This window comes from Pontibacillus sp. ABV4_188 (assembly GCF_056311905.1).
On the sequence record NZ_CM149975.1, the window covers coordinates 2,850,464 to 2,871,463 of the forward strand.

The 21,000-nt window shown below is 41.9% G+C and carries 21 protein-coding genes and 1 riboswitch; all 21 genes read right to left on the bottom strand.

All coding sequences use genetic code 11. The features are described 5' to 3' along the window. Positions 1-12: 12 nt before the first annotated feature. Positions 13-879 (bottom strand): site-2 protease family protein, encoded by an 867-nt coding sequence (locus tag ACYX4O_RS14745; RefSeq protein WP_476351777.1) that lies wholly within the window; start codon positions 877-879, stop codon positions 13-15. Continuing rightward, complete coding sequence (locus ACYX4O_RS14750) at positions 860-1,651, bottom strand: peptidoglycan DD-metalloendopeptidase family protein (RefSeq protein ID WP_476351778.1); 792 nt, start codon at positions 1,649-1,651, stop codon at positions 860-862. The genes ACYX4O_RS14745 and ACYX4O_RS14750 overlap by 20 nt, the downstream gene beginning before the upstream one ends. A gap of 542 nt (positions 1,652-2,193) precedes the next feature. Then, complete coding sequence (gene minD / locus ACYX4O_RS14755; protein ID WP_036784698.1) at positions 2,194-2,991, bottom strand: septum site-determining protein MinD; 798 nt, start codon at positions 2,989-2,991, stop codon at positions 2,194-2,196. Next, positions 2,984-3,673, bottom strand: coding sequence for a septum site-determining protein MinC (gene minC, locus ACYX4O_RS14760; RefSeq protein ID WP_188651301.1), 690 nt, complete (start codon positions 3,671-3,673; stop codon positions 2,984-2,986). The genes minD and minC overlap by 8 nt, the downstream gene beginning before the upstream one ends. Positions 3,674-3,727: 54 nt before the next feature. Next, complete coding sequence (gene mreD / locus ACYX4O_RS14765; protein WP_476351779.1) at positions 3,728-4,267, bottom strand: rod shape-determining protein MreD; 540 nt, start codon at positions 4,265-4,267, stop codon at positions 3,728-3,730. Continuing rightward, positions 4,264-5,160: a rod shape-determining protein MreC gene (mreC, locus tag ACYX4O_RS14770; protein ID WP_476351780.1), complete on the bottom strand. Its 897-nt coding sequence runs from the start codon at positions 5,158-5,160 to the stop codon at positions 4,264-4,266. Before mreC ends, mreD begins: the two co-directional genes overlap by 4 nt. Before the next feature lie 13 nt (positions 5,161-5,173). Then, positions 5,174-6,211 (bottom strand): rod shape-determining protein, encoded by a 1,038-nt coding sequence (locus ACYX4O_RS14775; RefSeq protein WP_476351781.1) that lies wholly within the window; start codon positions 6,209-6,211, stop codon positions 5,174-5,176. A 307-nt stretch (positions 6,212-6,518) separates the two neighbouring features. Next, positions 6,519-7,208 (bottom strand): RadC family protein, encoded by a 690-nt coding sequence (gene radC, locus ACYX4O_RS14780; protein WP_476351782.1) that lies wholly within the window; start codon positions 7,206-7,208, stop codon positions 6,519-6,521. Between the two features lie 18 nt (positions 7,209-7,226). Further along, positions 7,227-7,829 carry a Maf family protein gene (locus ACYX4O_RS14785; RefSeq protein ID WP_476351783.1) on the bottom strand — a complete coding sequence of 201 codons (603 nt, stop codon included), beginning with the start codon at positions 7,827-7,829 and terminating at the stop codon, positions 7,227-7,229. A gap of 205 nt (positions 7,830-8,034) precedes the next feature. Then, positions 8,035-9,366 (bottom strand): glycoside hydrolase family 18 protein, encoded by a 1,332-nt coding sequence (locus tag ACYX4O_RS14790; RefSeq protein WP_476351784.1) that lies wholly within the window; start codon positions 9,364-9,366, stop codon positions 8,035-8,037. A gap of 153 nt (positions 9,367-9,519) precedes the next feature. Then, positions 9,520-10,524 carry an SPOR domain-containing protein gene (locus ACYX4O_RS14795; RefSeq protein ID WP_476351785.1) on the bottom strand — a complete coding sequence of 335 codons (1,005 nt, stop codon included), beginning with the start codon at positions 10,522-10,524 and terminating at the stop codon, positions 9,520-9,522. A gap of 153 nt (positions 10,525-10,677) precedes the next feature. Then, positions 10,678-11,436, bottom strand: a complete 759-nt coding sequence (locus tag ACYX4O_RS14800; RefSeq protein WP_476351786.1) for a hypothetical protein — start codon at positions 11,434-11,436, stop codon at positions 10,678-10,680. Next, a complete protein-coding gene (locus ACYX4O_RS14805) occupies positions 11,426-12,010 on the bottom strand; it encodes a hypothetical protein (RefSeq protein WP_476351787.1) in 585 nt (194 codons plus the stop codon). Before ACYX4O_RS14805 ends, ACYX4O_RS14800 begins: the two co-directional genes overlap by 11 nt. Positions 12,011-12,039: 29 nt before the next feature. After that, entirely contained in the window at positions 12,040-13,020 is a 981-nt protein-coding gene (gene pilM / locus ACYX4O_RS14810; RefSeq protein ID WP_476351788.1) for a type IV pilus biogenesis protein PilM, read from the bottom strand. Between the two features lie 23 nt (positions 13,021-13,043). Continuing rightward, positions 13,044-13,850 carry a prepilin peptidase gene (locus ACYX4O_RS14815; protein ID WP_476351789.1) on the bottom strand — a complete coding sequence of 269 codons (807 nt, stop codon included), beginning with the start codon at positions 13,848-13,850 and terminating at the stop codon, positions 13,044-13,046. Positions 13,851-13,864: 14 nt separating this feature from the next. After that, positions 13,865-14,290: a competence type IV pilus major pilin ComGC gene (locus ACYX4O_RS14820; protein WP_476351790.1), complete on the bottom strand. Its 426-nt coding sequence runs from the start codon at positions 14,288-14,290 to the stop codon at positions 13,865-13,867. An 82-nt stretch (positions 14,291-14,372) separates the two neighbouring features. After that, positions 14,373-14,455, bottom strand: a riboswitch (cyclic di-GMP riboswitch). Positions 14,456-14,535: 80 nt separating this feature from the next. Continuing rightward, entirely contained in the window at positions 14,536-15,741 is a 1,206-nt protein-coding gene (locus ACYX4O_RS14825) for a type II secretion system F family protein (protein ID WP_476351791.1), read from the bottom strand. A gap of 4 nt (positions 15,742-15,745) precedes the next feature. Beyond that, on the bottom strand, positions 15,746-16,786 hold the full coding sequence (locus tag ACYX4O_RS14830) for a type IV pilus twitching motility protein PilT (protein WP_476351792.1): 1,041 nt from the start codon (positions 16,784-16,786) through the stop codon (positions 15,746-15,748). A 12-nt stretch (positions 16,787-16,798) separates the two neighbouring features. Further along, a complete protein-coding gene (locus tag ACYX4O_RS14835; protein WP_476351793.1) occupies positions 16,799-18,421 on the bottom strand; it encodes a GspE/PulE family protein in 1,623 nt (540 codons plus the stop codon). A 68-nt stretch (positions 18,422-18,489) separates the two neighbouring features. Further along, entirely contained in the window at positions 18,490-19,905 is a 1,416-nt protein-coding gene (locus ACYX4O_RS14840) for a VanW family protein (RefSeq protein ID WP_476351794.1), read from the bottom strand. Between the two features lie 26 nt (positions 19,906-19,931). Next, a complete protein-coding gene (locus ACYX4O_RS14845) occupies positions 19,932-20,972 on the bottom strand; it encodes a PRC-barrel domain-containing protein (RefSeq protein ID WP_476351795.1) in 1,041 nt (346 codons plus the stop codon). Positions 20,973-21,000 lie beyond the last annotated feature (28 nt).

Below are 21,000 nucleotides of genomic sequence, written 5' to 3' on the forward strand. Positions count from 1 at the left end.
TTTTCACCTTCTCTATGACGCAAACCATTCTGCGAGTTCTGCTGCTTTGGCCCCTGATTGTTTCATTGTGAAATAATAATACAAACATTCCCCTTCATCAATTTGCGCTCGACTTTGATTCGGACGCGTGACAAAAATTTGATGATGGTTGCCTCGTTTAAATTGTCTAAAGATATGCATCACAGGAATATCTTCATTCACATGTATAGCACGGAGCTTATGAACCTTTTCGCCATTTTGTTCATGGCGTTTCATTAGATATCGCAGAAAGGAATACTCTCTTTGCTTCCATTCTAGCCGATTTTCCCATAACAAGAAAGCTGCCAAAAAGATTGTACTTAGAGAAAATGGTAAGAAAATTAAAGCAAAGACTAGCGAAACAGCTAGAAATAATAACGATAAATACAATAAGATTTGTTGAGCGCGCACAAACGGCAACGCATAGGACAGAGAAAGGAACAAAAGCTTTCCACCATCAAGCGGCCAAATGGGTAATAAATTAAACAAAAATAGAATCCCATTGTATACATGCATCATCTCAATGGTAGCCGGAGAGAACCACTCCGCATATCCCAACAAGGAAATGGCTCCCCACAACCACACATGTTGTAATGGGCCAGCTACAACGACAAGAATCTCTTCATGGAATGGTCTTGTATGATGCTCTTCTGTTTCCATCACTCCACCAAAAGGCCAAAGCATAACCGAGCGAATTCTCCACTTAAAAAAGCAGGCCATTGCATAATGACCCAGCTCATGTATCCATACAAGCGAGAACATAATAACAAGTTGCCACAAGGAACCGGTTAATATTCCGATTCCTAACAGCATCCATAGCAGCGGATGAACGCGAAAATGATTATTGATCAGCCTCGTCATGAACCTGGATCACCTCAATTGGATCAACAAATTGACCACCTTTTTGTATGGCAAAATAGACCTTCTCAGCTGTACCATCCTCAGCAGGAGCCGTCTTTCCGATTACATTGCCCGCTGACACCTGTTGGTATTGATTCACATTAATTTCAGATAAGTACCCGTAGTGAGACTTACTGCCATCTGCGTGCTGAATAATGACGGTATGCCCCGTATCTTCTTTCTTCCCTGCGAACTCCACCATTCCAGCACCAGAAGCTAGAATATCTTCTTGTGAAGAGGTTTCAATGACAACACCCTGACCGTTTGTTTGAAAGGACTCCCTAATACTTCCACTCACAGGGAGAGCCAGATCGTTCGCTGCTGTAGGCACAACCTCACCTTCCCCCGGGGATTGAGGGAGAAAAGCTAGTGGTTCGCCAAACTTATCCATATACCACTGATTTACAGCAGCAAATTGAAACTCTTCTGTCACCGCCTGATCTACCCATTGTTTCGGGGTGTCGAGGAATGCGACCTCGAGTCTGTAAAGGATCGCAACAGAGAAAAATAATACACCTGCAATAACACTTTTAAATAAGAAAGCCGTCAGAAACTGAGCGTTCGCATTTGAACCACGATCGTTTTCGGAAAAAGGGAAGTAGCCGTGTTTCTCTTCTTCTTGCACATATGAAACAGCCTGAGTTGTTGATGTAGACTTTCGTTCTCCTCCCACCCCTCGTTTCTTTTTTCGTTCCGCAATTGATCTTCGAATGTCTTTAACGTCTCTTTTCATAGCCTCTCCTCATTCCTTCATCCATTCTTTGTACAAGTTTATGATGGAGGTAGACGAGTTATGAATTGGGATAAAGAATAAGGCGAGGATTTCTTAATATTGTGTGCATGGGGACGTTACGTGATTGAGCGCTTGGGGTGTCTGGCTATAGTTTTATGAACGTCCACCCATTTAAAAGGTGGTGAGAGTTGCGATAATCCCACATATGGCATATTTCCGCTACACCATATATGACAGAGGTTGTTCGGGAAATTGCGAGACTTCTGCTGGAGAAGGAGCCTCATTAGTGAAGGAGGAAGTTCGACTAAGACCGGCACGTCAATAGCCAACGTCGAACGCCCCCCCCACGTCGTATGGGGCCGCGGAAAGCGAGTGTTTTCCCGAACCCCCTTACGTTCTAATAACGCAAACGGAAACATCCTCTCAACTTCTAATCTTCAACCCTCCTTCTTGGTTCTTATACAACCTTTACAAAAAAAGCTCAGTCCAGCGCTTTAATAAGCACTGGACTGAGCTTTTCACTATTCGTCTTGATATAACGTTTAGGAACGGATTCCAAAAAATCGTTTTACCTTAGAGACAAAGCTTTTATTTTCTTCTAGTGATAATAACGGTACCGATTCTCCAAGAATTCTTCTTGAGATGTTTCGGTAGGCTAATGCTGCTTTTGTATTCGGTTGAAAGGCTACAGGTTCTCCGTGATTGGAGGCTTTAATAACCTCGTCATCATCAGCCACAATTCCTAATAGATCAATAGATAAGATGGTTACAATTTCGTCTACATCTAACATATCACCATTTTGGACCATGTGATTTCGAATGCGGTTTACAATAAGACGAGGAGGTTCTACATCCTCTTGTTCTAATAAACCAATAATTCGATCGGCATCACGTACTGAAGATTTCTCTGGTGTTGTTACAACGATAGCTTTATCAGCACCAGCAACAGCATTTTTATACCCTTGTTCAATACCTGCAGGACAGTCAATTAATATGTAATCATAGTCCTGTTTTAATTCTTGTACGATCGTGACCATACCCTCTGGAGTTAAATCTGATTTATCACTGGTCTGGGCAGCAGGTAATAAAGATAGGTCCTCAAAACGCTTGTCCTTTATTAAAGCTTGCTTAAGGCGGCAACGCTCTTGAATGACATCGACAATGTCATAGATAATACGATTCTCAAGCCCCATCACCACGTCTAGGTTCCGAAGTCCAATATCTGTGTCAACTAAACACACCTTCTTCCCCATAAGAGCTAAGGCTGTTCCGAGGTTGGCTGTAGTCGTAGTTTTTCCGACGCCACCTTTTCCTGATGTAATTACGATCGACTCACCCATTTAGCATGCTCCTTTCTACCCCTGCTAACTCAGGGCGCTTTTGTGTGAGAAGTTGCAAACGATCAATTATGATCTTTTCTTCTTTGTCATCTACATACCCGCATTCCATATACGCTCCCTCTGCCTCATCATAATCAGGAGATCGGCTTAGAAAATCCGCAATGCGAAGCTGGTTTGGCTTCATGTATGAAGCAGCGATAACAGCTTTTGTATTTCCGTTTACGCCAGCGTGGGCGATTCCTCTTAAATTCCCCATTACATAGATGTTTCCAGTCGCGACAATTTTACCTCCTGGATTAACATCACCTACAAGTAATAAATCACCGCGGACCTCTAACACTTGTCCACTTCGAATGACTTTGAAGATTGGATTAACAGCGCGGTCAATCTCCCATTCTTGTGCTTCATCCTTCGTTATGACGTTGGAGTGAATTTCATCGATAACTAGTTTATTATGACGACGAATGACTTCACGGAGCTCTTCTTTTTGCTCTTCATTTAAGTACCGATTTCCTAGCTGAATATTCACAGTAATCATCGGTTGGTCTTCATCAACATAATTCCCCGAAATTTTTCGGTCTAGTTCAAATAAAACATCGTGAAATGAGCATGTATCATCAATGTGTAATGTTAGGCCATCTTTTGTGCCTTTTATAGTAACGACTTGCTTCTTGGTACTCACGGAAGCTTCACCTCAAACAATATATTCGACTCTTTGTCTCGCAATTCCTTTTGCCTACACGGCTTTCTGGCTTGCCAATTGCTCTTCTGACCACTTGTAAAGAAGCGGTGGTAAGAATGGATATAAAACGAGCGTGAAGACTAGGTTAGCCAGTAATGTGGGAATCAAACTCATAAGCGCATAGGTTTTCCACGTCATTACAAACCCTTGTACGGAAGAATACAAGAAGAATATGAGAGCATCAGCTAATGCTACACCAACTATACTCATTAGAATTGCGACAAACATATTTGCATGTAAGAGCTTCTTCACTCCATGAATGATATAAGCCGCAATTCCGTAGGTAAACATATATACTCCTAAAATATCTGTATAAAGGAGGTCAAAAAGAAAACCAAATATAATGCCGTACAACACACAATAATACGTGCTGTCAAAATCGTAAAATATAGCTATGTACACGAGGATGACAAACACCCAATGCGGAATCATATAGTAATCAGAGAGCAACCATTCTTTCGGCAAGAAGTCTGTAGCCGTCCCTTCTAAGATGAGAAATACTAAAAGAACAGCAGGAAGGAGTAAACGCTTCATTGTCCCTCCTCCTCTTCATTTGGATCCTCAGGTTGTTCATCAAGCTCTGGTGAGAACATATCACGATCTACAACAGACACGTGGTTAATTTCATAAAAGTCAGCTGCTGGTTCAACATAAGCAAGTTGGGTTAGGCCATATTCATCAATAACAACCTCACGTACCTTCCCTATCTCTAATCCACTAGGAAATACGCCTCCCATTCCTGAGCTAACGACAAGCTGGCCTTTTTCAATCTTGGCATCATAAGGGATTTCCTTCAAGAGAAGAGCTTTCTTCTCTTCATCATACCCACCCTCGATTAGACCATATTGATTGTCGTCTCCGACTACTTTTGCGTGGATTAAGTTGCTTCCTCCAAATCCACTCAGAAGCTGTATGGTTGATGTTACCTGAGAGGTGCTCTGGATCTTCCCAATCATTCCTTTACCAGTAATGACTGCCATCCCTTTTTGAACACCGTGTTGCTCACCTCGGTTAATCGTAAGCTGCTTATACCAACGTTCTTCAGGACCTCTTGCAATAACTGTAGCCTGAATCGGGGTATAACCACCTAAGCTTTCATTCTTATCTAACATACTGCGAAGTTCTTTATTCTCTTTTCTTAAAAGCTGTATATCTTCAAGTAAATTACGGTCCTCAAGCAACTTTTGCTTCAACACTTTATTCTGTTCATACGTGTTTTTAATATCTGACACGTTGTCGAATGTCCCTGTAACAAACTGCACTGGGGCATGAAAAGCTGTCTGGACCCAACCGATTGTATCTTGCAAGAATTGCTCTGGCAGGGTTAAATTCTCTCGATCTCGAATCGTGAATCCAATGAGCGCCACCAGAAATATAATACTTACAAGTATGAGAATCAGTCGCTTATTTCGAAAAAATGATGGCATACCTTACACCTACTTAATCCATGCTTCTAGAAGCCACGTTCGGCTGTGATCTAAAGTGATGAATATATTCTAAAGATTTACCTGTACCAATTGCGACGCAATCAAGTGGGTCTTCAGCTACAAACACAGGCATCTTCGTTTCATCGCTAATGACTGTATCAATATTCTTTAAAAGGGCTCCGCCTCCAGTCAAGACAATACCACGATCCATAATATCTGCTGAGAGCTCTGGAGGAGTTTTCTCAAGCGTATTCTTCACGGCATCTACAATCTGGTCGACTGTGTCTTTAAGCGATCCTGCTATCTCTTCAGCTGTAATGGTAATCGTCTTCGGCAGACCTGTCACAAGGTCACGCCCTCTAATATCCAATTCTTCACCTTCTTCAGGATTTCCTGCTGTGCCGATTTCCATTTTTAGTGTCTCAGCTGATCGTTCACCAATCATTAGGTTATATTGCTTTCTAATGTATTGAATAATGGAGTCATCCATCTCGTCACCTGCCACACGTATGGATTGACTCGTAACAATCCCACCAAGTGAGATAATCGCTACTTCTGTCGTACCTCCACCAATGTCTACAACCATACTACCAGTCGGTTCCCACACTGGCAAACCAGCACCAATCGCAGCAGCAAAAGGCTCAGCTATTGGGAAGGCATCCTTAGCTCCAGCTTGCTTCGTAGCATCAATGACTGCACGTTCTTCCACCATAGTGATACCAGAAGGAACACAAACCATTACGTTTGGTTTTCGAGCGAATGAAGACCGATTTTTCTGAGCTTTCTTGATGTAATATTTCATCATAGCGGCTGTTGTATCGTAGTCTGCAATAACACCGTCTTTCATCGGTCGAATAACAGATATATTAGCAGGAGTACGCCCAACCATATTCTTAGCCGAGCTACCTACCGCCTGAATTTCCCCTGAGTTCATATTTTTAGCAACTACAGAAGGTTCTCTGACTACTACCCCTTTACCTTTTAAGAAAACTAGCGTGTTAGCCGTACCTAAATCAATACCTAAATCTTGCGAAAATCCAAATCCAACCACCTTACATCTTCCTTTCTATGACCAGTTCACGAACGTATTTATCCGTTCTCATAATTATTATGTAACCTAAACATCATTTGAGATTATTTCCCTGTTTCCCATCATTAGGAACATCTTTTTTTATCAAGTGAACAAGCGCCAAACGTAAGTAAGGATACTTAACGCCTGGCGCTTGATAGCATTGGGTTTCTTTTCAATTATACGAAAAAACAGAAGAAATAGATAGTAGTAATCGGGTCATTTTTTCTAGAATGGGCAGATAGAAGGAATGGGGGAGTAGAGTTATACAATAAAAACAGAAGTAGTGTTACAAATATCCCTTCTCTTTAAGGGATACATATTGGTGATCCCCAATGACAAGGTGATCAAGAACCTCAATCCCTAACATCTTTCCACACTCAATAAGACGACGTGTGACGTGGATATCTTCTTGAGATGGGGAAGGATCACCCGAGGGATGATTATGGGCACATATAATTGAAGCTGCAGAGCGTTTCACAGCCTCTTTGAACACCTCTCTCGGGTGTACGATTGAGGCATTTAAGCTACCAATAAAAATCGTTTGCCTATGAACGACTTGATTTTTAGTATTTAAAAAAAGGACCACAAAGTGCTCCTGCTTTAAATCGCGCATTTCTTCCATGACATAATCAGCCCCATCTTCAGGACTTCGAATGGTATAGCGCTCTGTTGGTTTATGAAAATGAATCCGCTTGCCAATTTCAAGAGCCGCCAGAACATTAACAGCTTTCGCTTCTCCTATGCCTTTAATAGCTGTTAGCTCTTCAATCGTTGCATCTTTCAACAACAGCAACCCCTCAAAATGAACGAGCAATCGTTGAGATAACGAGGTCACCGATTCTTTCTTAGTACCTGTTCCTAACAAAATAGCCAGCAGTTCTTGATTAGACAATTGACGTGCCCCCAGCCGAATCAGCCTTTCTCTTGGACGATCTTCCTGGGGGACCTGTTTGATAAATACAGGCACTTCTGGCACATCAACGCCTCCCTTCACTTAATTCCCTGTACGTTCATTCTCTACTTCAGGTAAAGAAGGATAGACGCCATAAGCTTGCAAGGAGCGAACGACTCGAGAAAGCGGCAGACCAACGACATTGTTGTAGTCCCCTTTAATCCCTTTTACTAATGTAGCGCCGTACGTCTGAATACCATAGCCTCCAGCTTTATCAAAAGGATCACCTGTCTCGACATAGTATTCAATTTCATCCTTCGTTAATGGCCAGAATTCAACTGTCGTTTTCTCCACAATAAACGATTCTTGTTCTGACGAGCGAAGCATAACCCCTGTGTAGACTTCGTGTTGAGCCCCACTTAACATAGTAAGCATCTCATAAGCTTCCTCAGCTGATTGGGGCTTACCAAGCACTTTCCCTTCATAACTTACGATCGTATCGGCACTTAGAATAACTTCATTGTGCTCCTGAAGGTCGACCGTACGGTTTTTGAGTTCAGCTAGAGCTTGAACGTAAGCACGAGGATTATAAAATGGTAAACTGGACTCGTCCGCATCCTGCTTTCTTGTTTGAAATGGGATATGAACTTGTTCTAATAGTTCTTTTCTTCTTGGGGAAGAAGAAGCCAAAATAAGTTGTGACATATACATCATCCTTTTCTCGTTGTTCTGATCGTTACAGGGTAGTTTCATCATACCTGCTCAAAGCCACCCTAGCAAAAGGGTGAAAACAACTATTACATTCTTTACAGTATTTTAATATCGTTTTTTCACCTTAACAAAAATGCAAAATGGCTCTTTAATAATAAGCGAAAATAGAAAAAGCAGACCCAACAACCTCTTTTTCCCTTTATTTCAGGACGTTAAACTCGGATCTTAACAGCGTTTCACTTTGACGCATACTAAAGTCTAGCTGCCAAGCCCCAACCCCACCTAACTGATAATCTCGAACGAGTTCAAACTTCGCTAATAAACTTCTTGGGTCTTCAAACCATACTTCATGTGTGCGACCTTGTTCATCCTTATATTGAAACCATGGTGCTTCTGAGCGCTCATCATAATGGACCTGACTTTCATGACCAATATATCTGGCAATTGCATTTTGAACAGAATAAGCTTGCCCTTCCACATTCCCCTTACCGGAAACCACCCAATCGTAGGCATACATCGGAATACCTAGCATTAGTTTTTCCCGTGGCACAACGGTTGTTGCAAACTCCAACGTCTTCTTTACTTTATGAATTGGTGCAATGGGACCAGATGACCCTCCAAGCCAGTGCCAATTATAAGTCATAAGAAAAAGAGTATCTGCATGCTCCCCAAGTGCTTTGTAATCAAAGGCAGCACTATAAGAAGGGGAACTACTCCCCTGCATAGGAGGAACGGCAACATGCACCTCCATATTATTTGGGTGCAGACGATCGCTAAGTTCTTTAATAAAACGAGAAAACAGAGTACGATCTTTAGGATAGAGCCCTTCAAAATCAATTACTACACCTTTGTAATCATGAAGGTCTAACAAAGAATAGAGATGATTGATAAATGTCTTACGCTTTGCTTCTGTACGAATTAGCTCATGGGCAAGGTCTGGATCAAATCCGGTTGCACTTAAATTTGTCACAGTAGCAAATGGCATAATCCCCTTTTCCCAAGCTTTACTCACACTACCGTTGAGTGATATAGAGGTTAACGTCCCATCTCTATTCGGTGTGTAGCTGAATAAATAGATCGTTGTTAAATACTGACCAAGATTATCAATGATTTGGTCATTGTATACTTTGCCTTGAGGAATAAAATACGCGCCCACTTTGACAGAAGTCTTTTGTTTTTTAGGAATCGTAAGCGTCTGCCCTTTAAGAATCTTTGTAGATTTCAAACCATTTGTCTCCATCATTTTATTGACACTTACCTTGTGGCGCTTAGCGATTTTATATAACGTATCTGACGGTTGAACGATATACGCCTGACCTGGTATTAAAATTGACTGACCTTGTACAAGCTTTCGTTCCGTAGGCATTCCGTTTAACTTTGCTAGTTGATCAATCGAGATCTCATAGCGTTCCCCTATATTGAAGAGCGTATCGTCTTTTTGAGTAATATGAATGACTTCAGCTTTAATCTGGCTCTCTGATGTGAATAGCATTAAAAACAGGGCTAGCCCAGTACATACATAACGAAACATAATAAAGTCCTCCTTCAATACCGTTAGGATACCTACAAAGAGGTCTCTATTATGCACACTCACTTAAGTATTTGATCCACCCCTATTAAAATGATTATATGAACAAACCCTTCATATAAAAAAGGCACCCCTTCAAAAGAGTACCTTTTAGAATTACTTCATATATTGTTCATAAGCATGCCAGACAGAAAGCATGCTCGTTTGCATGCCCCAAAGGCTCTTTGTACTTTTATTCTGTTCAAATGCTTGGGCTGCTTGGCTAAATTGATTAAAGCTCTCTTGTATAGGTGCTGTTCTTTCTGAGGCTTCATTAGGGATCGCTTTTTTCCAAGCATCAGCCTTAGCCGCTAAGTCAGAAGCCGCCCCTGAACCTGTTTCAATCAAGGATGTTGTTGCTGGCAATACATTCTTCCACGCTTCCATACCAGATTGAAGCCATTCCCCTTCAGGTTGTGCTACCTTTTTTTCAGCGCTCCCTACATGCCATTCTTTCACGAAGGTTTCAAATCCTTGATCCTTTAAATACGTAGCAATCTTCTCTCCATTTTCCTTAGACGAAGCAACGCCTGCAAATAAGTAAAATTGTCCATCCCTAGGCCAAACATAACCCTCTAACCCCTTTTCGGATAAATTGTTGGCCCACGTTTTAGCCTTCTCTTCCGTTGAGAAGATCCCAGCTTGCACAACATAGGCAGAGACTCCAGAAAATGAAAAAGCTTGCACATCCCCGCTCCCCGCTGCGCCTCCCTGCTCTTGAGCAGTTCCCTGCTGAAGCGCTGGCATAGCAGGTTGGGCACCGCCATTTGCAGAACCCTCAATACCCCCAAAGATTCGAATCATAACAAAGCCAATGAGGGTTCCCACAAGAACGGCTGAAACCGCCGCAATTACTAGTTGTTTCATTTCAGACGGAAGAGAAAACGATCGCTTCTTAGGAGAATAGTTCCGCTCGAAAACGGGTAGCTTTTCCTTTTGGTCCTCCTCTTCTGTCTGCTTTTTCTTTTCTTGCTCTTCCATCCACTCCTCTATCGCAGACGCCTGCTCTTCTTTGGCGACGACTAACTCATCTGTAACATTCTTTTCCTTTACTTCCTTGTCTCGGTCAAGATACGTATCTTCTCCATTAATGCGAACGGAGATCTTATTGTGCTTGTCCACATGCTCCCCTCATTTCTCTACTAGTTTGTTTCAATCTATCACACGACTAGAGAAAAGAAAGGCGACTTGTGTCATCTGGGGTTCTCGTCTTTTCGCCATGATTTGGCAAAAAAGAATAAAAACACCCTTTCTGTTTGAAAGGGTGTGCGTAGCTTATTGTTCATCTTCGGTTAAATCTTCATCATCTACTTCAAATGGCGTCTCTTTTTGAGATGGATCTGGGTAGTGATATTGTGGAAGTTCATCTTTCAAACCGCTTAAATCAGGTTCATAAAAAGCAGAAAAGGTTACTAGAAAAGAAACTTGTTCGCCTTCATCAGTAGTAGATGCATTTGGTTGAAACTCGATCTCATCAAAACTAACCAGGCGAGGAATCCGTTCTAGTTCTTCAAGGAATAGAGTTAAATCTTCGAAACTCTTTGACAGAACGCTGACTTGGTACGTAAGTGCATTCACCGATGGCATAACAGGAGGGGACTCAACAGCGTCTTTTTCTGCTGCTTCCTCTTCTACTTCTTCTTCTGTTTCACTGGCCGGTTCTGCAGCACCTACATTCTCATCTTCTTCCGCTTCTATCGTTTCGTCTCCATTTAGAACCACTGATTCAATAAATGTGCCAGACACATTTTCAGCCCGCTCTATAGCCAGTATCACTTGGTCCTGAACAGGTAGGACTGGGAGCTTTAATTGAAGTTCGCGTGAGGTTTTCAACGTAAGATCCTGTTGCTGTGTTTCTTGTTCTGCAAGTGAATTAAGTATTCTTTCCTCATTTTTAAGTGAAGATTTCACCTGGTCTACTTCTTGAACTGCTCGATCTACATAAAGAGAATGAACAACCCAATAAAAAGCCAAGAAAACGATGAGTAGTAAAACCACAACAATTGTATGTATTCGTCTCCATTCAATTCTCATCGTCCTCTTCCCCCTCTTCCCATAAGTCTTTATTAAGCGTCACTTCATATTCAGTCACATATCTCGGTCTGTACTGAGTGGGGTCTAAGTCTTCCTCGAGCACGTTCGACGTAATTTGTTGAACCGACACATTTTCAACATAATCTTCATCGATTAGCGTATTTGTATAAGCTGCGACATCCTGAAAGTCATCAAATCGAACGTAAAGCAGCAGGGATTGAGGACGAACATAGACGTATCGCTCAAAGAAGCCGCGTTCTGGTAACAATGAGACCATTCGCTCAAGAAGGGAAACGGCAGGGAAAAGGTTGCTTTCTAATGCCTCAACAGAACGCTGCAATTCAAGACGATTCGCTTGGACTTCATCTTTAAGCGCTTCCTGATACTCCTGTTGCGCTACCCTCACTTGCTGAATTTGACCATTGACTTCATCCACTTCATCTAAAGCTGCTTGCTTGTCCATGTATAGGAGGAGCCAAATGAAGAGGACGGCAAGGACAGCTGCAAGCGCCAATAAATAAGGCACCATATTTTGTTTCTCTTTCTGTTCAAGTAAATTTATTTCTACCTTCATCGACTATTGGTCCCCCTAACGTTATGCTCCTATGGTTTCAGGGCTAAGCCTACTGACTCTGCAAACCGAAATGGAATGGTCTCGTCCTCGGCTTCTGAAAATTCATGTGAATCGATCATTTTTACGTTCAGCTGAAAAGTGTTCTGGCACTTTTCATACACTTTATGTAAAAACGGAAAATCACCTGAGATTAATAGATTCGTAACAGCAGATTCGCCATTTGTTACAGAATACCGATAGAAATTCATAATACGTTCGACTTCTCTCATCTGTTCCTCTATATAGGCATCAATTTCTTGTTCATCACCTGTAAAGCGTACGGCCGCATCCCCTTTAACCGGAACTTCCCATAGGGCAAGGTCTAACCCACTCTTCATGTAACGTGTGAATTGAGGATGGCAATTATGGAAGACCGTTAACACGATACCATCCAAATTCCATTGAAGAGAAAGTAAATGATCATCTGAACGAGCATGATCCAAATCATAATATAAACGGTATAAAGACAAGAAAGTCAGATCCGCTACAGCTGGTTTCGTATTCGCATCTAAGAGAGCCGACTCAAAAGCCCGAACCCGGGATTCCGGATAAGCAAACAAAAGCACTTCGTTCATATTCATCTTCTCTTCTAACACGACATAATCAAATACAGGCTCTTCAAAAGGAAGATGCAATCCCTCACCGATCTGCATATACAAGTAGCCCTTCACCTCATCTGCCGTCTTTAAATCATTCGGAATATGAAACGACTTAATAATAACAGAGGCATCCGGCACGCTAAAATATACCTTCTTCTTACGCCACTCTTTCTCTTCAACCAACTCCTCAATAATAGAAGAGAGTTTCCTTGCATCCACGACCTTACCTTCTTCTATAATCCCGCTTTCCAAATAACGTTCTCCGTAATCCACTACATCCGTTAGCTCCGGAGTGTCACATTCTATGTATCGGAGTACATGGTCTTTGAATATAATGTTAATGCGCTCTTTTGACTTTCGAAAATTAAACATACTCACGTCACCTGCCTTTCTGATTAGAATAACTGAAGATACCAATCAATAATAGGAGCTTTAAAGAAATAACTCGTGAGTGCCCCCAACACAATGTATGGACCAAACGGCACCGGCTTTTTCCGATCAATCTTTTTAAACAAAAGCAATACGCCACTTATAACCGATCCGTATAAAGTCGAGAGGAAAAAGGCTAACAACACACCAGGAAGTCCAAGCACAATGCCAATAACACCAAACAGTTTCATATCTCCACCACCCATACCACCTCGGCTGGCGATAATTATGATGGCTGTTAGAATAAGCCCTGTTGCTGCTCCAGCTACCGAACCCCACCATGGGTCGAGAGGGGAAATAACTCTCCCTATTATGAGTAAGGGTAAGAAAAAGAGTAGGATTACATTAGGGATAAGCATGTAGGTTAGGTCGGTTACGGTAATAATCACCAGCAACGAGGTGAAAAGAAGGGCCACGATGAGTTCAGTTGAGAAGCCGAAAAGTATAAAGCTGTAAGCATACAAAAATCCCGTAGCCGCTTCGACTATCGGGTATAGGGGTGAGATGCTTGTTTTGCAGTTGCGGCATTTGCCTTTTAGCGTGATGTAGGAAAAGACAGGGACTAGATCAAGACAATTTAGGATGTAGTTGCAGTTAGGGCAATGTGACCGCGCTTGAGTAAACATTTGCTTCTGTGGTACACGTAAACCAACTACGTTAAAAAAAGATCCTAGAACAATACCGAATATTGTAAAATAAAAAAGAATATATAAGTTCATCATTTTAACCTCGATATAAAAGAGTGGAAGCCCCCCATAAATGGGGGACTTCATATGTGTTTTACAAATTATCCACCCACTTTAGTGACGTCGCTCCGAGTTAATGAATCTACATCTGTACTAGAGATAGTGTAACCATTTGTAGTAATTTCAACTTTATATCCAGTTACATCTCCTCCACTATCTGTTTGTGGAGTTACTGTTCCTGATGTTATTTTACCATTACTCTCTAAGTACCCCGCATCTACCATATCCGCAACTGACTTAGCGGTAGTTCCTACACCTTCTTCTAACGCACTCATAGATCTATAAGCTTCTACCAATTGCTCAGCAGAACGAATAACCGCATCTTTTTTACTGTTTTCAACCACATTTGCAATACTAGGCACAGCAATTGCAGCTATAATCCCTAAGATTACAATTACCGCGAGTAGTTCAATCAGCGTAAAACCTTTCTCATCTTTGTTCATCAGTTGACGAAACTTGTTTAACATGAGTCTGTTCTCCCCTTTTTTTTATAATAAATAATTATGAAACACTCGTTACAAAAACGACCACACCATAAACCTATCTCCTATTATGTACGGTCGGTTGCACTACTCGCTCCAGGGTGGCTAAGTGCCCATATACAGCCAACCTATCGTTGCTTCCGATGGTATGTTGGTACGTGTAATCATCTACACCTATTATAGTAAATCTATCTCATTATTACCACTATTATCTTATGAAATTAGCACATTTACCCAATTTGTTCAAAAATAGAGAACATTGGAATGGCAATGGCTGCTACAATGCCGCCGACGATCAGCGCAAGGAAGGCAATCATAACTGGTTCTATTAAACTTTTAATGCGATCTGTTGCGTAATCAAGCTCAGATTCATAGAAATCAGCTACTTTCCCTAGCATATGATCTAAAGAACCAGAGCTCTCCCCAACAGAGACCATTTGTGTTACAAGCGGAGGGAAAATCCAATGCTTTTGCATCGGAGCGGCCATCGATTCTCCCTTCTCAAGGGATTTTCTTGTCGTTTTCAAGACCGATTCGACAACTTTATTGCCGACGATGCGTTCTGTAATATACACCGCCTGTAAAATCGGCACAGAGCTATTAAATAATGAGCTCATTGTCCGAGTCATACGAGCGAGTACCGCCTTTTGAATAAGAGGGCCGAATATAGGAATCCTTAATTTCATAAGGTCTAGACCATAGGAGAATCGCGGGTACTGTTTCATATACTGAATGCCGCCATAAAGGAGGAGTGGAATGACAATAAACAGCCACCACATACTCTGAGATAGTTCCCCTAAGCTCATTACAAATTGCGTAATCGGAGGGATATCGCCTCCAAAGGATAAGAACATATCCGCAAACCTGGGCACGACGAAGCTTAATAAGAAGATCACGATCCCAATGGCAATAACCAATACAACAACCGGGTACGCGAGGGCTGAAATGACCTTTTGGCGTGTGTCGTACTGCTTTTCATAATAAGCAGCAAGCCGGTCTAAAATTTCATCAAGGTTACCCCCGGCCTCACCGGCGCGAACCATATTTACAAACAAATCGGGGAAAATCTTTTGATGCTTTTCTGCTGCATCTGAGAAGGAAAGACCTCCTTCAAGATCTTCTGCTATTTGAGTGAGAGCACGCTGTAGTGCCTTACTCGATGTTTGTTCTTTTAATATATAAGTAGATTGAATGAGAGAAATTCCTGATTCAAGCAGCGTTGCAAATTGGCGAAGGTAAATGACAAACTCTTTATTTTTCACCTGACTGCCTAGTTGAATATCTTTATACAATATGCTGTTTAGTTCATTAATGGTGGCAACGGTCATCCCGTCTTCTTTTAATTTCCCAACAGCTTCTCGTTTAGAGTCAGCTTTTATACGTCCTTCCTTCATCTTTCCCTTAGATGTACGGGCTTTGTACTTGAAGTAAGCCATATGCCTATTGCCCCCTCTCTTCTAAAAACGGAGCGGCCGCTTCTGTTGTGATGACCCCTTCCTCTACTAAAGCACGGACAGAAAAATCAAGAGTGTGCATGCCTTGAGCTTTGGACGTCTGAATAATGTTTGGAATCTGGTGAATCTTCTCATTCCGGATAAGGTTCTTAACAGCGGACGTATTCATAAGAATCTCAGTCGCAGCACGTCTCCCTTTCTTGTCCTTACGCTGAAACAAGCGCTGAGACACAATGGATTGAAGGACACTAGCTAGTTGTATCCGCACTTGGGTTTGCTGATTCGGAGGAAAGACGTCAATAATTCGATCAATAGTGCTTGCTGCCCCGGTAGTATGAAGCGTTCCTAGTACCAGATGTCCTGTTTCAGCAGCTGTGATGGCTGTAGAAATGGTCTCTAAGTCTCTCATTTCTCCGACTAAAATGACGTCAGGATCCTGGCGCAAACAAGCACGCAAGCCGTTGGCAAAGTTGTTCGTATCAAATCCGACTTCACGCTGATCGATAATGGAATAGCGGTGAGAGTGTAAATACTCAATAGGATCTTCAAGTGTAATGATATGGCGGCGCATCGAATTATTCATGTAATCAATCATGGATGCTAGCGTCGTTGATTTCCCGCTTCCTGTAGGTCCTGTAACAAGCACAAGCCCTTGAGGTTTCTCAGCAATTTCTCTTAACACATTCGGCATATGTAAGGCATCAAGTGTAGGGATCTCTGTCGGCACAATTCTTACAGCTAGTGATACACAGTTTCGTTGGTGGTAAGCATTAATACGAAAACGCGACACACCAGGTATACCGTAAGAAAAGTCAACCTCTCCTTTTTCTTTAAACTTGTCCCATAGCGTTTGTGAGAGAATTGCTTTTGCCATCCCAAATGTATCATCTGGTCGCATTGTTTCTTTGCCGTACTGCTTTAAATCCCCATGCAGCCGAAAGATTGGAGGCACCCCAACAGTTATATGAATATCCGATGCTTTCAGCTCAAATGCAGCTATTAATAATTTCTCAAATCGCTCTTTCATGAACACACCTCCTTACTCACTTTTCGCTACACGCAGCACTTCTTCTGTCGTCGTATGTCCTTGCTTAACTTTAAGCAAGCCATCATCAACTAAGAAGATCATCCCCTTCTTCCAGGCGTACTCTTTAATCTGAGACATAGATCGATTGTTCATCATCATCTTCCGAATGGCTTCATCGATGGTCAGTACTTCTTGGATGGCCATACGACCTCTGTAGCCTGTATGCTGGCAACTATTGCACCCTTCGCCTTTATAAACCGTGTCGACCTTAAGCCCTCGCTTATGAAATAACTCTTTTTCTAGTTCAGTTGGTGTGTAGGCCGTTTTACAATCACGACAAATCTTCCGAACGAGTCGCTGAGCAACAATACCAGATACAGATGACATCACTAAGTAAGGCTCCACATCCATATCAATTAAACGCGGGATCGTAGCGATGGCACTATTTGTGTGAAGCGTACTAAATACAAGGTGGCCGGTTAAGGATGCCCGAATCGCAATCTCTGCTGTTTCAGAATCTCTAATCTCTCCGACCATAATGATGTTTGGATCTTGTCGCAAAATCGACCGCAGTCCGGCTGAAAAGGTGAGCCCGATATTCGCATTCACCTGAACTTGATTGATCTTATCCAATTGATATTCAACCGGGTCTTCTACCGTAATAATATTGACGTCGTCTGTATTTAAATGGTTTAAAGAAGCGTATAACGTAGACGACTTCCCTGAACCAGTTGGACCGGTAATTAAAACAAGACCTGAAGGCTGATTTACTAATTCGAGGTAACGTTTATAGTTAATTTTGTTAAAGTCTAAATCACTCAAATCCCCCATAGCGCTCCCAAGGTTCAAGATTCGTATAACAATTTTCTCACCATATACGGTAGGCAAGGTGGAAATCCGCAAATCAACAGGAGTATGATCTATAAACGTCTTAATTCGACCATCCTGAGGTAAGCGAACTTCTGTAATGTTTAAGTTAGCCATAATTTTCACACGAGCCGTTAAAGAATTTTGCATAGACTTTGAAAGTCCTTGCTCCGTTCGTAACACCCCGTCCACCCGGTACCTGATTAGCACTTTCGTTTCTTGTGGGTCAATGTGAATGTCACTTGCTTTCATCTGAACTCCCGCTTGTAGCATTTGGTTTAACAACCGTATGGCAGGGGCATCATCAGGGTCATCTGAAGGCTCTAAATCCTCACCGCTGTTTAGATTATAGTACTTGTTAATCGCTTGATAGATCTCGTCTTTTGTTGCGATTACAGGTGAGATTTGAAAACCTGTTGAGATTTGTAAGTCATCTATCGCATAATAGTCCATCGGATCATTCATAGCGACGACAATTTCATTCTCTTCTTTACTAATCGGAATTAAAATGTTTCGCCTGGCGAAATCTTTCGATATTAGCGAAAGCAGATTCGTATCGATTGGATATTGGTATAAGGAGATGTGAGGAATGCCTAGCTGAAATTCTAGGACTTCAATTAATTGCTGCTCGGTTATGTATCCTTTGTCTAATAAAACATCTCCTAGTTTTTGACCATTTTCCTTTGTCTCTAGAGCTTCTTTAATTTGCCCTTCCTTAATCATGCCTGCTTCTTTTAACAAGTCTCCCAGACGCTTACGTTCTGCCATTTTCCGTTTTCCTCACTCTCTTCGTAAGGAAAATGCGAACCCTTATATCGAGTCCGCATTCCTTAACGTTATTCCCCTTTGGATGGACCTTCATCAGGACTCCATATTCCATCTGTTCCGTCAGACTTTTGCCCTTCGTTCTCATCGTCAGAATCTCCAGAGGATCCTTTCTCTGACCCATCTTTGTCTGTAGAATTATCCGACTGATTCACATCATCTTCTGAACCGTTTGAATTTGATCCAGAGTCTTCATTCTCTTGATGATCTCCGTTACTCGCCTCACCATTGTCGCCCGGCGAGTCTGAGCTATCCTGATCCTCGCTCCCGTTGCCAGTGGTAACAGGTTCCACAGGCTCCGGACGCTCCTCTAGTGTATGGACAGGGGGATAATAATCTTGAGTAATAAATTCAGTATCAACGGCTTCATTGTTCTGGTTATAAATCTCTCTAAACACATCATAAGCCAGTCCCTTTTCGCCTTCTCTTTTCATTTCCGGTCCGACTGCAAAGGGGCTATATTGAATAATAGTACGCGGCTCAATCTCACGCTCGTTTTGTATCAGTACTTCATATTCCCTCGAAATGGGGTACCCTACAATTTGAACAGTAAGTGCTTCTTCACTCACCTCGAATTGGATTTTATAGGAGGACTCATTCGGGTTGAAAAAGACAAAATCGTGTGCCTCTGAAAGGTTTACACTCGCTTCCCTACCCTTTTCAGCATAAGCAGGTAGGTGCCGGCTTATATGCCTTTGTATGATATCAAAATTCGTTTGCAATACAGCTCCGTAGAGACCAGATGCCATCACATTTAGTGCGGTTTGATTTTGAAGAGGTACGTCATTGACTTGTTCTAATAAAGATACATTTGACTTTGGCTCTATAACCAAACCATCTAATTCATGTGTATACGTAAATACATCAGACCCATCAGGGATCTTCTGATTATACTCTGCTATAACACTATATAGCGATTCAGTCCCGCTACTGACATAATCGTAAACAGAATAAGTCAACGATTTATCTGACAACACTTCGACCTGTGACCTAATATCAGCAGTAAGCTTATCAAGGAGCAAATGATCGTACACTTCCTCACCAAATGCCTCTTTTTGCCCTTCTAGAGCCGATCGGTTAAATCGAACAGATAACGGGTTTACGGTTCCTTCTTTTAAGCTATCTAAAGTGTCAGCTACATCCACTGTTACGAATTCTTCTGACAAGATAATGGATTGTTCTTCTGTCAGCACTTCAACCGGATGTAAATCAAGCCATTTTTGCACTCTGGTTTTAAGAGCATCCTCAGCTTCTGTACGGGTTAGACCGTCAACCGATACTCCCCCTACCATTGTTTCTTCTTCATATGTCTTAGGCCCTGCCATAACAACATCATAAGCAAATGCCCCACCAACAGAGAATCCATAAATAAACAGGGCCATTGCTAGGAGGTACATGAAAAATTTCAAATCCCACCGTTTATCCACAACGCACTCTCCCTATCATGTATGGTTTAGCCTTCAACACTCATCGTCAGATCAACAACGACGCTTGGCCCTTGATCTTGGGCAAGCTTCACGTCATCTTCTGTAAGCTGATCGCCCTCACTAAATAAAATGTTTCCACGAGAGTCAACGATATCTTTTTGAACTACTTTCCCTTTCAGAAGTTCAAGCTGCTTATTATGAATACCTTCTAGTTTAGAAGCCGGCTTTTCTTTCTCCTCTTCTTCTATCACTTCTTCAACTTCTTCAGATATAAGAGATCCAGAAGCCATCTCTTCTTCAGGTGTTACTTCTTCTACAAGCTCAAGCTGTGGGGAAGGGTCTTTAACGTCTTGACTCCATTCTCCTATTGCCCCTTCACTAATAAGCGTACTCTCTACTTCATAGTCCTTAAAGAAAGAAGGTTTCTCTTCTGGAACCGTTACAGGCTCCTTTTGAGGAACTGTCTGTTTTATTTCTTCTTTCGCTTCTACAGGAACGGTTTCTTGAGCTCTATCTTCTTCGGAAGATTTAGTTGACTCTTCCTGAGTATTTGCTCCTTCTGGTTGACCTGTCAGCTCTTCAAGGGTAGTGACATACTGCGTTAACGCCTCTTCGCTTACAATCGTCATATGCTCGCTATATGTAACGACAGAAGTGCTGTCTAGGACCACTTCTTCATTTCCCATTTGAACGGAGGCAGCAATGACTTTGCCCGTATCATCATTTACATAATACTCAGTAACTTCACCGATTAATTGACCTTTTCTCGTCATAACTTTAGAGCCGATAATCTTAACTTTTTTATTAATTAATTCATTTGCAATAGGGATCTCATCCAGGTCAAGAATTGCTGTAGTGCTCTCAATTGTAACCGCATACTCTCCAACGCCGATTACCTTTTTAAAAGGAATTGCTTTTACACTTACTTGCCATTCTTTATGCTCAATCGTCAGAAAGTCTACATGCCCCTCATCTGGATTGATGACAAGTGACTTAACTCTGCCGACTTCCTTACCATCAACAATGCTTATGATCGGTAATTCTGTAATTTCATGACTTCTTTTCATTGCTCACCACACCTATTTCTTTAGTAGT

Excerpts from the sequence above, each read along its gene's own strand:
- ACYX4O_RS14805 (WP_476351787.1), bottom strand. The coding sequence starts at position 12,010 with ATGAAGGTAGAAATAAATTTACTTGAACAGAAAGAGAAACAAAATATG.
- ACYX4O_RS14815 (WP_476351789.1), bottom strand. The coding sequence starts at position 13,850 with ATGAAGTCCCCCATTTATGGGGGGCTTCCACTCTTTTATATCGAGGTT.
- minD (WP_036784698.1), bottom strand. The coding sequence starts at position 2,991 with ATGGGTGAGTCGATCGTAATTACATCAGGAAAAGGTGGCGTCGGAAAA.
- mreD (WP_476351779.1), bottom strand. The coding sequence starts at position 4,267 with ATGAAGCGTTTACTCCTTCCTGCTGTTCTTTTAGTATTTCTCATCTTA.
- ACYX4O_RS14790 (WP_476351784.1), bottom strand. The coding sequence starts at position 9,366 with ATGTTTCGTTATGTATGTACTGGGCTAGCCCTGTTTTTAATGCTATTC.
- ACYX4O_RS14830 (WP_476351792.1), bottom strand. The coding sequence starts at position 16,786 with ATGAAAGAGCGATTTGAGAAATTATTAATAGCTGCATTTGAGCTGAAA.
- ACYX4O_RS14745 (WP_476351777.1), bottom strand. The coding sequence starts at position 879 with ATGACGAGGCTGATCAATAATCATTTTCGCGTTCATCCGCTGCTATGG.
- mreC (WP_476351780.1), bottom strand. The coding sequence starts at position 5,160 with ATGCCATCATTTTTTCGAAATAAGCGACTGATTCTCATACTTGTAAGT.
- ACYX4O_RS14800 (WP_476351786.1), bottom strand. The coding sequence starts at position 11,436 with ATGAGAATTGAATGGAGACGAATACATACAATTGTTGTGGTTTTACTA.
- ACYX4O_RS14845 (WP_476351795.1), bottom strand. The coding sequence starts at position 20,972 with ATGAAAAGAAGTCATGAAATTACAGAATTACCGATCATAAGCATTGTT.
- ACYX4O_RS14750 (WP_476351778.1), bottom strand. The coding sequence starts at position 1,651 with ATGAAAAGAGACGTTAAAGACATTCGAAGATCAATTGCGGAACGAAAA.
- ACYX4O_RS14820 (WP_476351790.1), bottom strand. The coding sequence starts at position 14,290 with ATGTTAAACAAGTTTCGTCAACTGATGAACAAAGATGAGAAAGGTTTT.
- ACYX4O_RS14785 (WP_476351783.1), bottom strand. The coding sequence starts at position 7,829 with ATGTCACAACTTATTTTGGCTTCTTCTTCCCCAAGAAGAAAAGAACTA.
- pilM (WP_476351788.1), bottom strand. The coding sequence starts at position 13,020 with ATGTTTAATTTTCGAAAGTCAAAAGAGCGCATTAACATTATATTCAAA.
- ACYX4O_RS14835 (WP_476351793.1), bottom strand. The coding sequence starts at position 18,421 with ATGGCAGAACGTAAGCGTCTGGGAGACTTGTTAAAAGAAGCAGGCATG.
- ACYX4O_RS14825 (WP_476351791.1), bottom strand. The coding sequence starts at position 15,741 with ATGGCTTACTTCAAGTACAAAGCCCGTACATCTAAGGGAAAGATGAAG.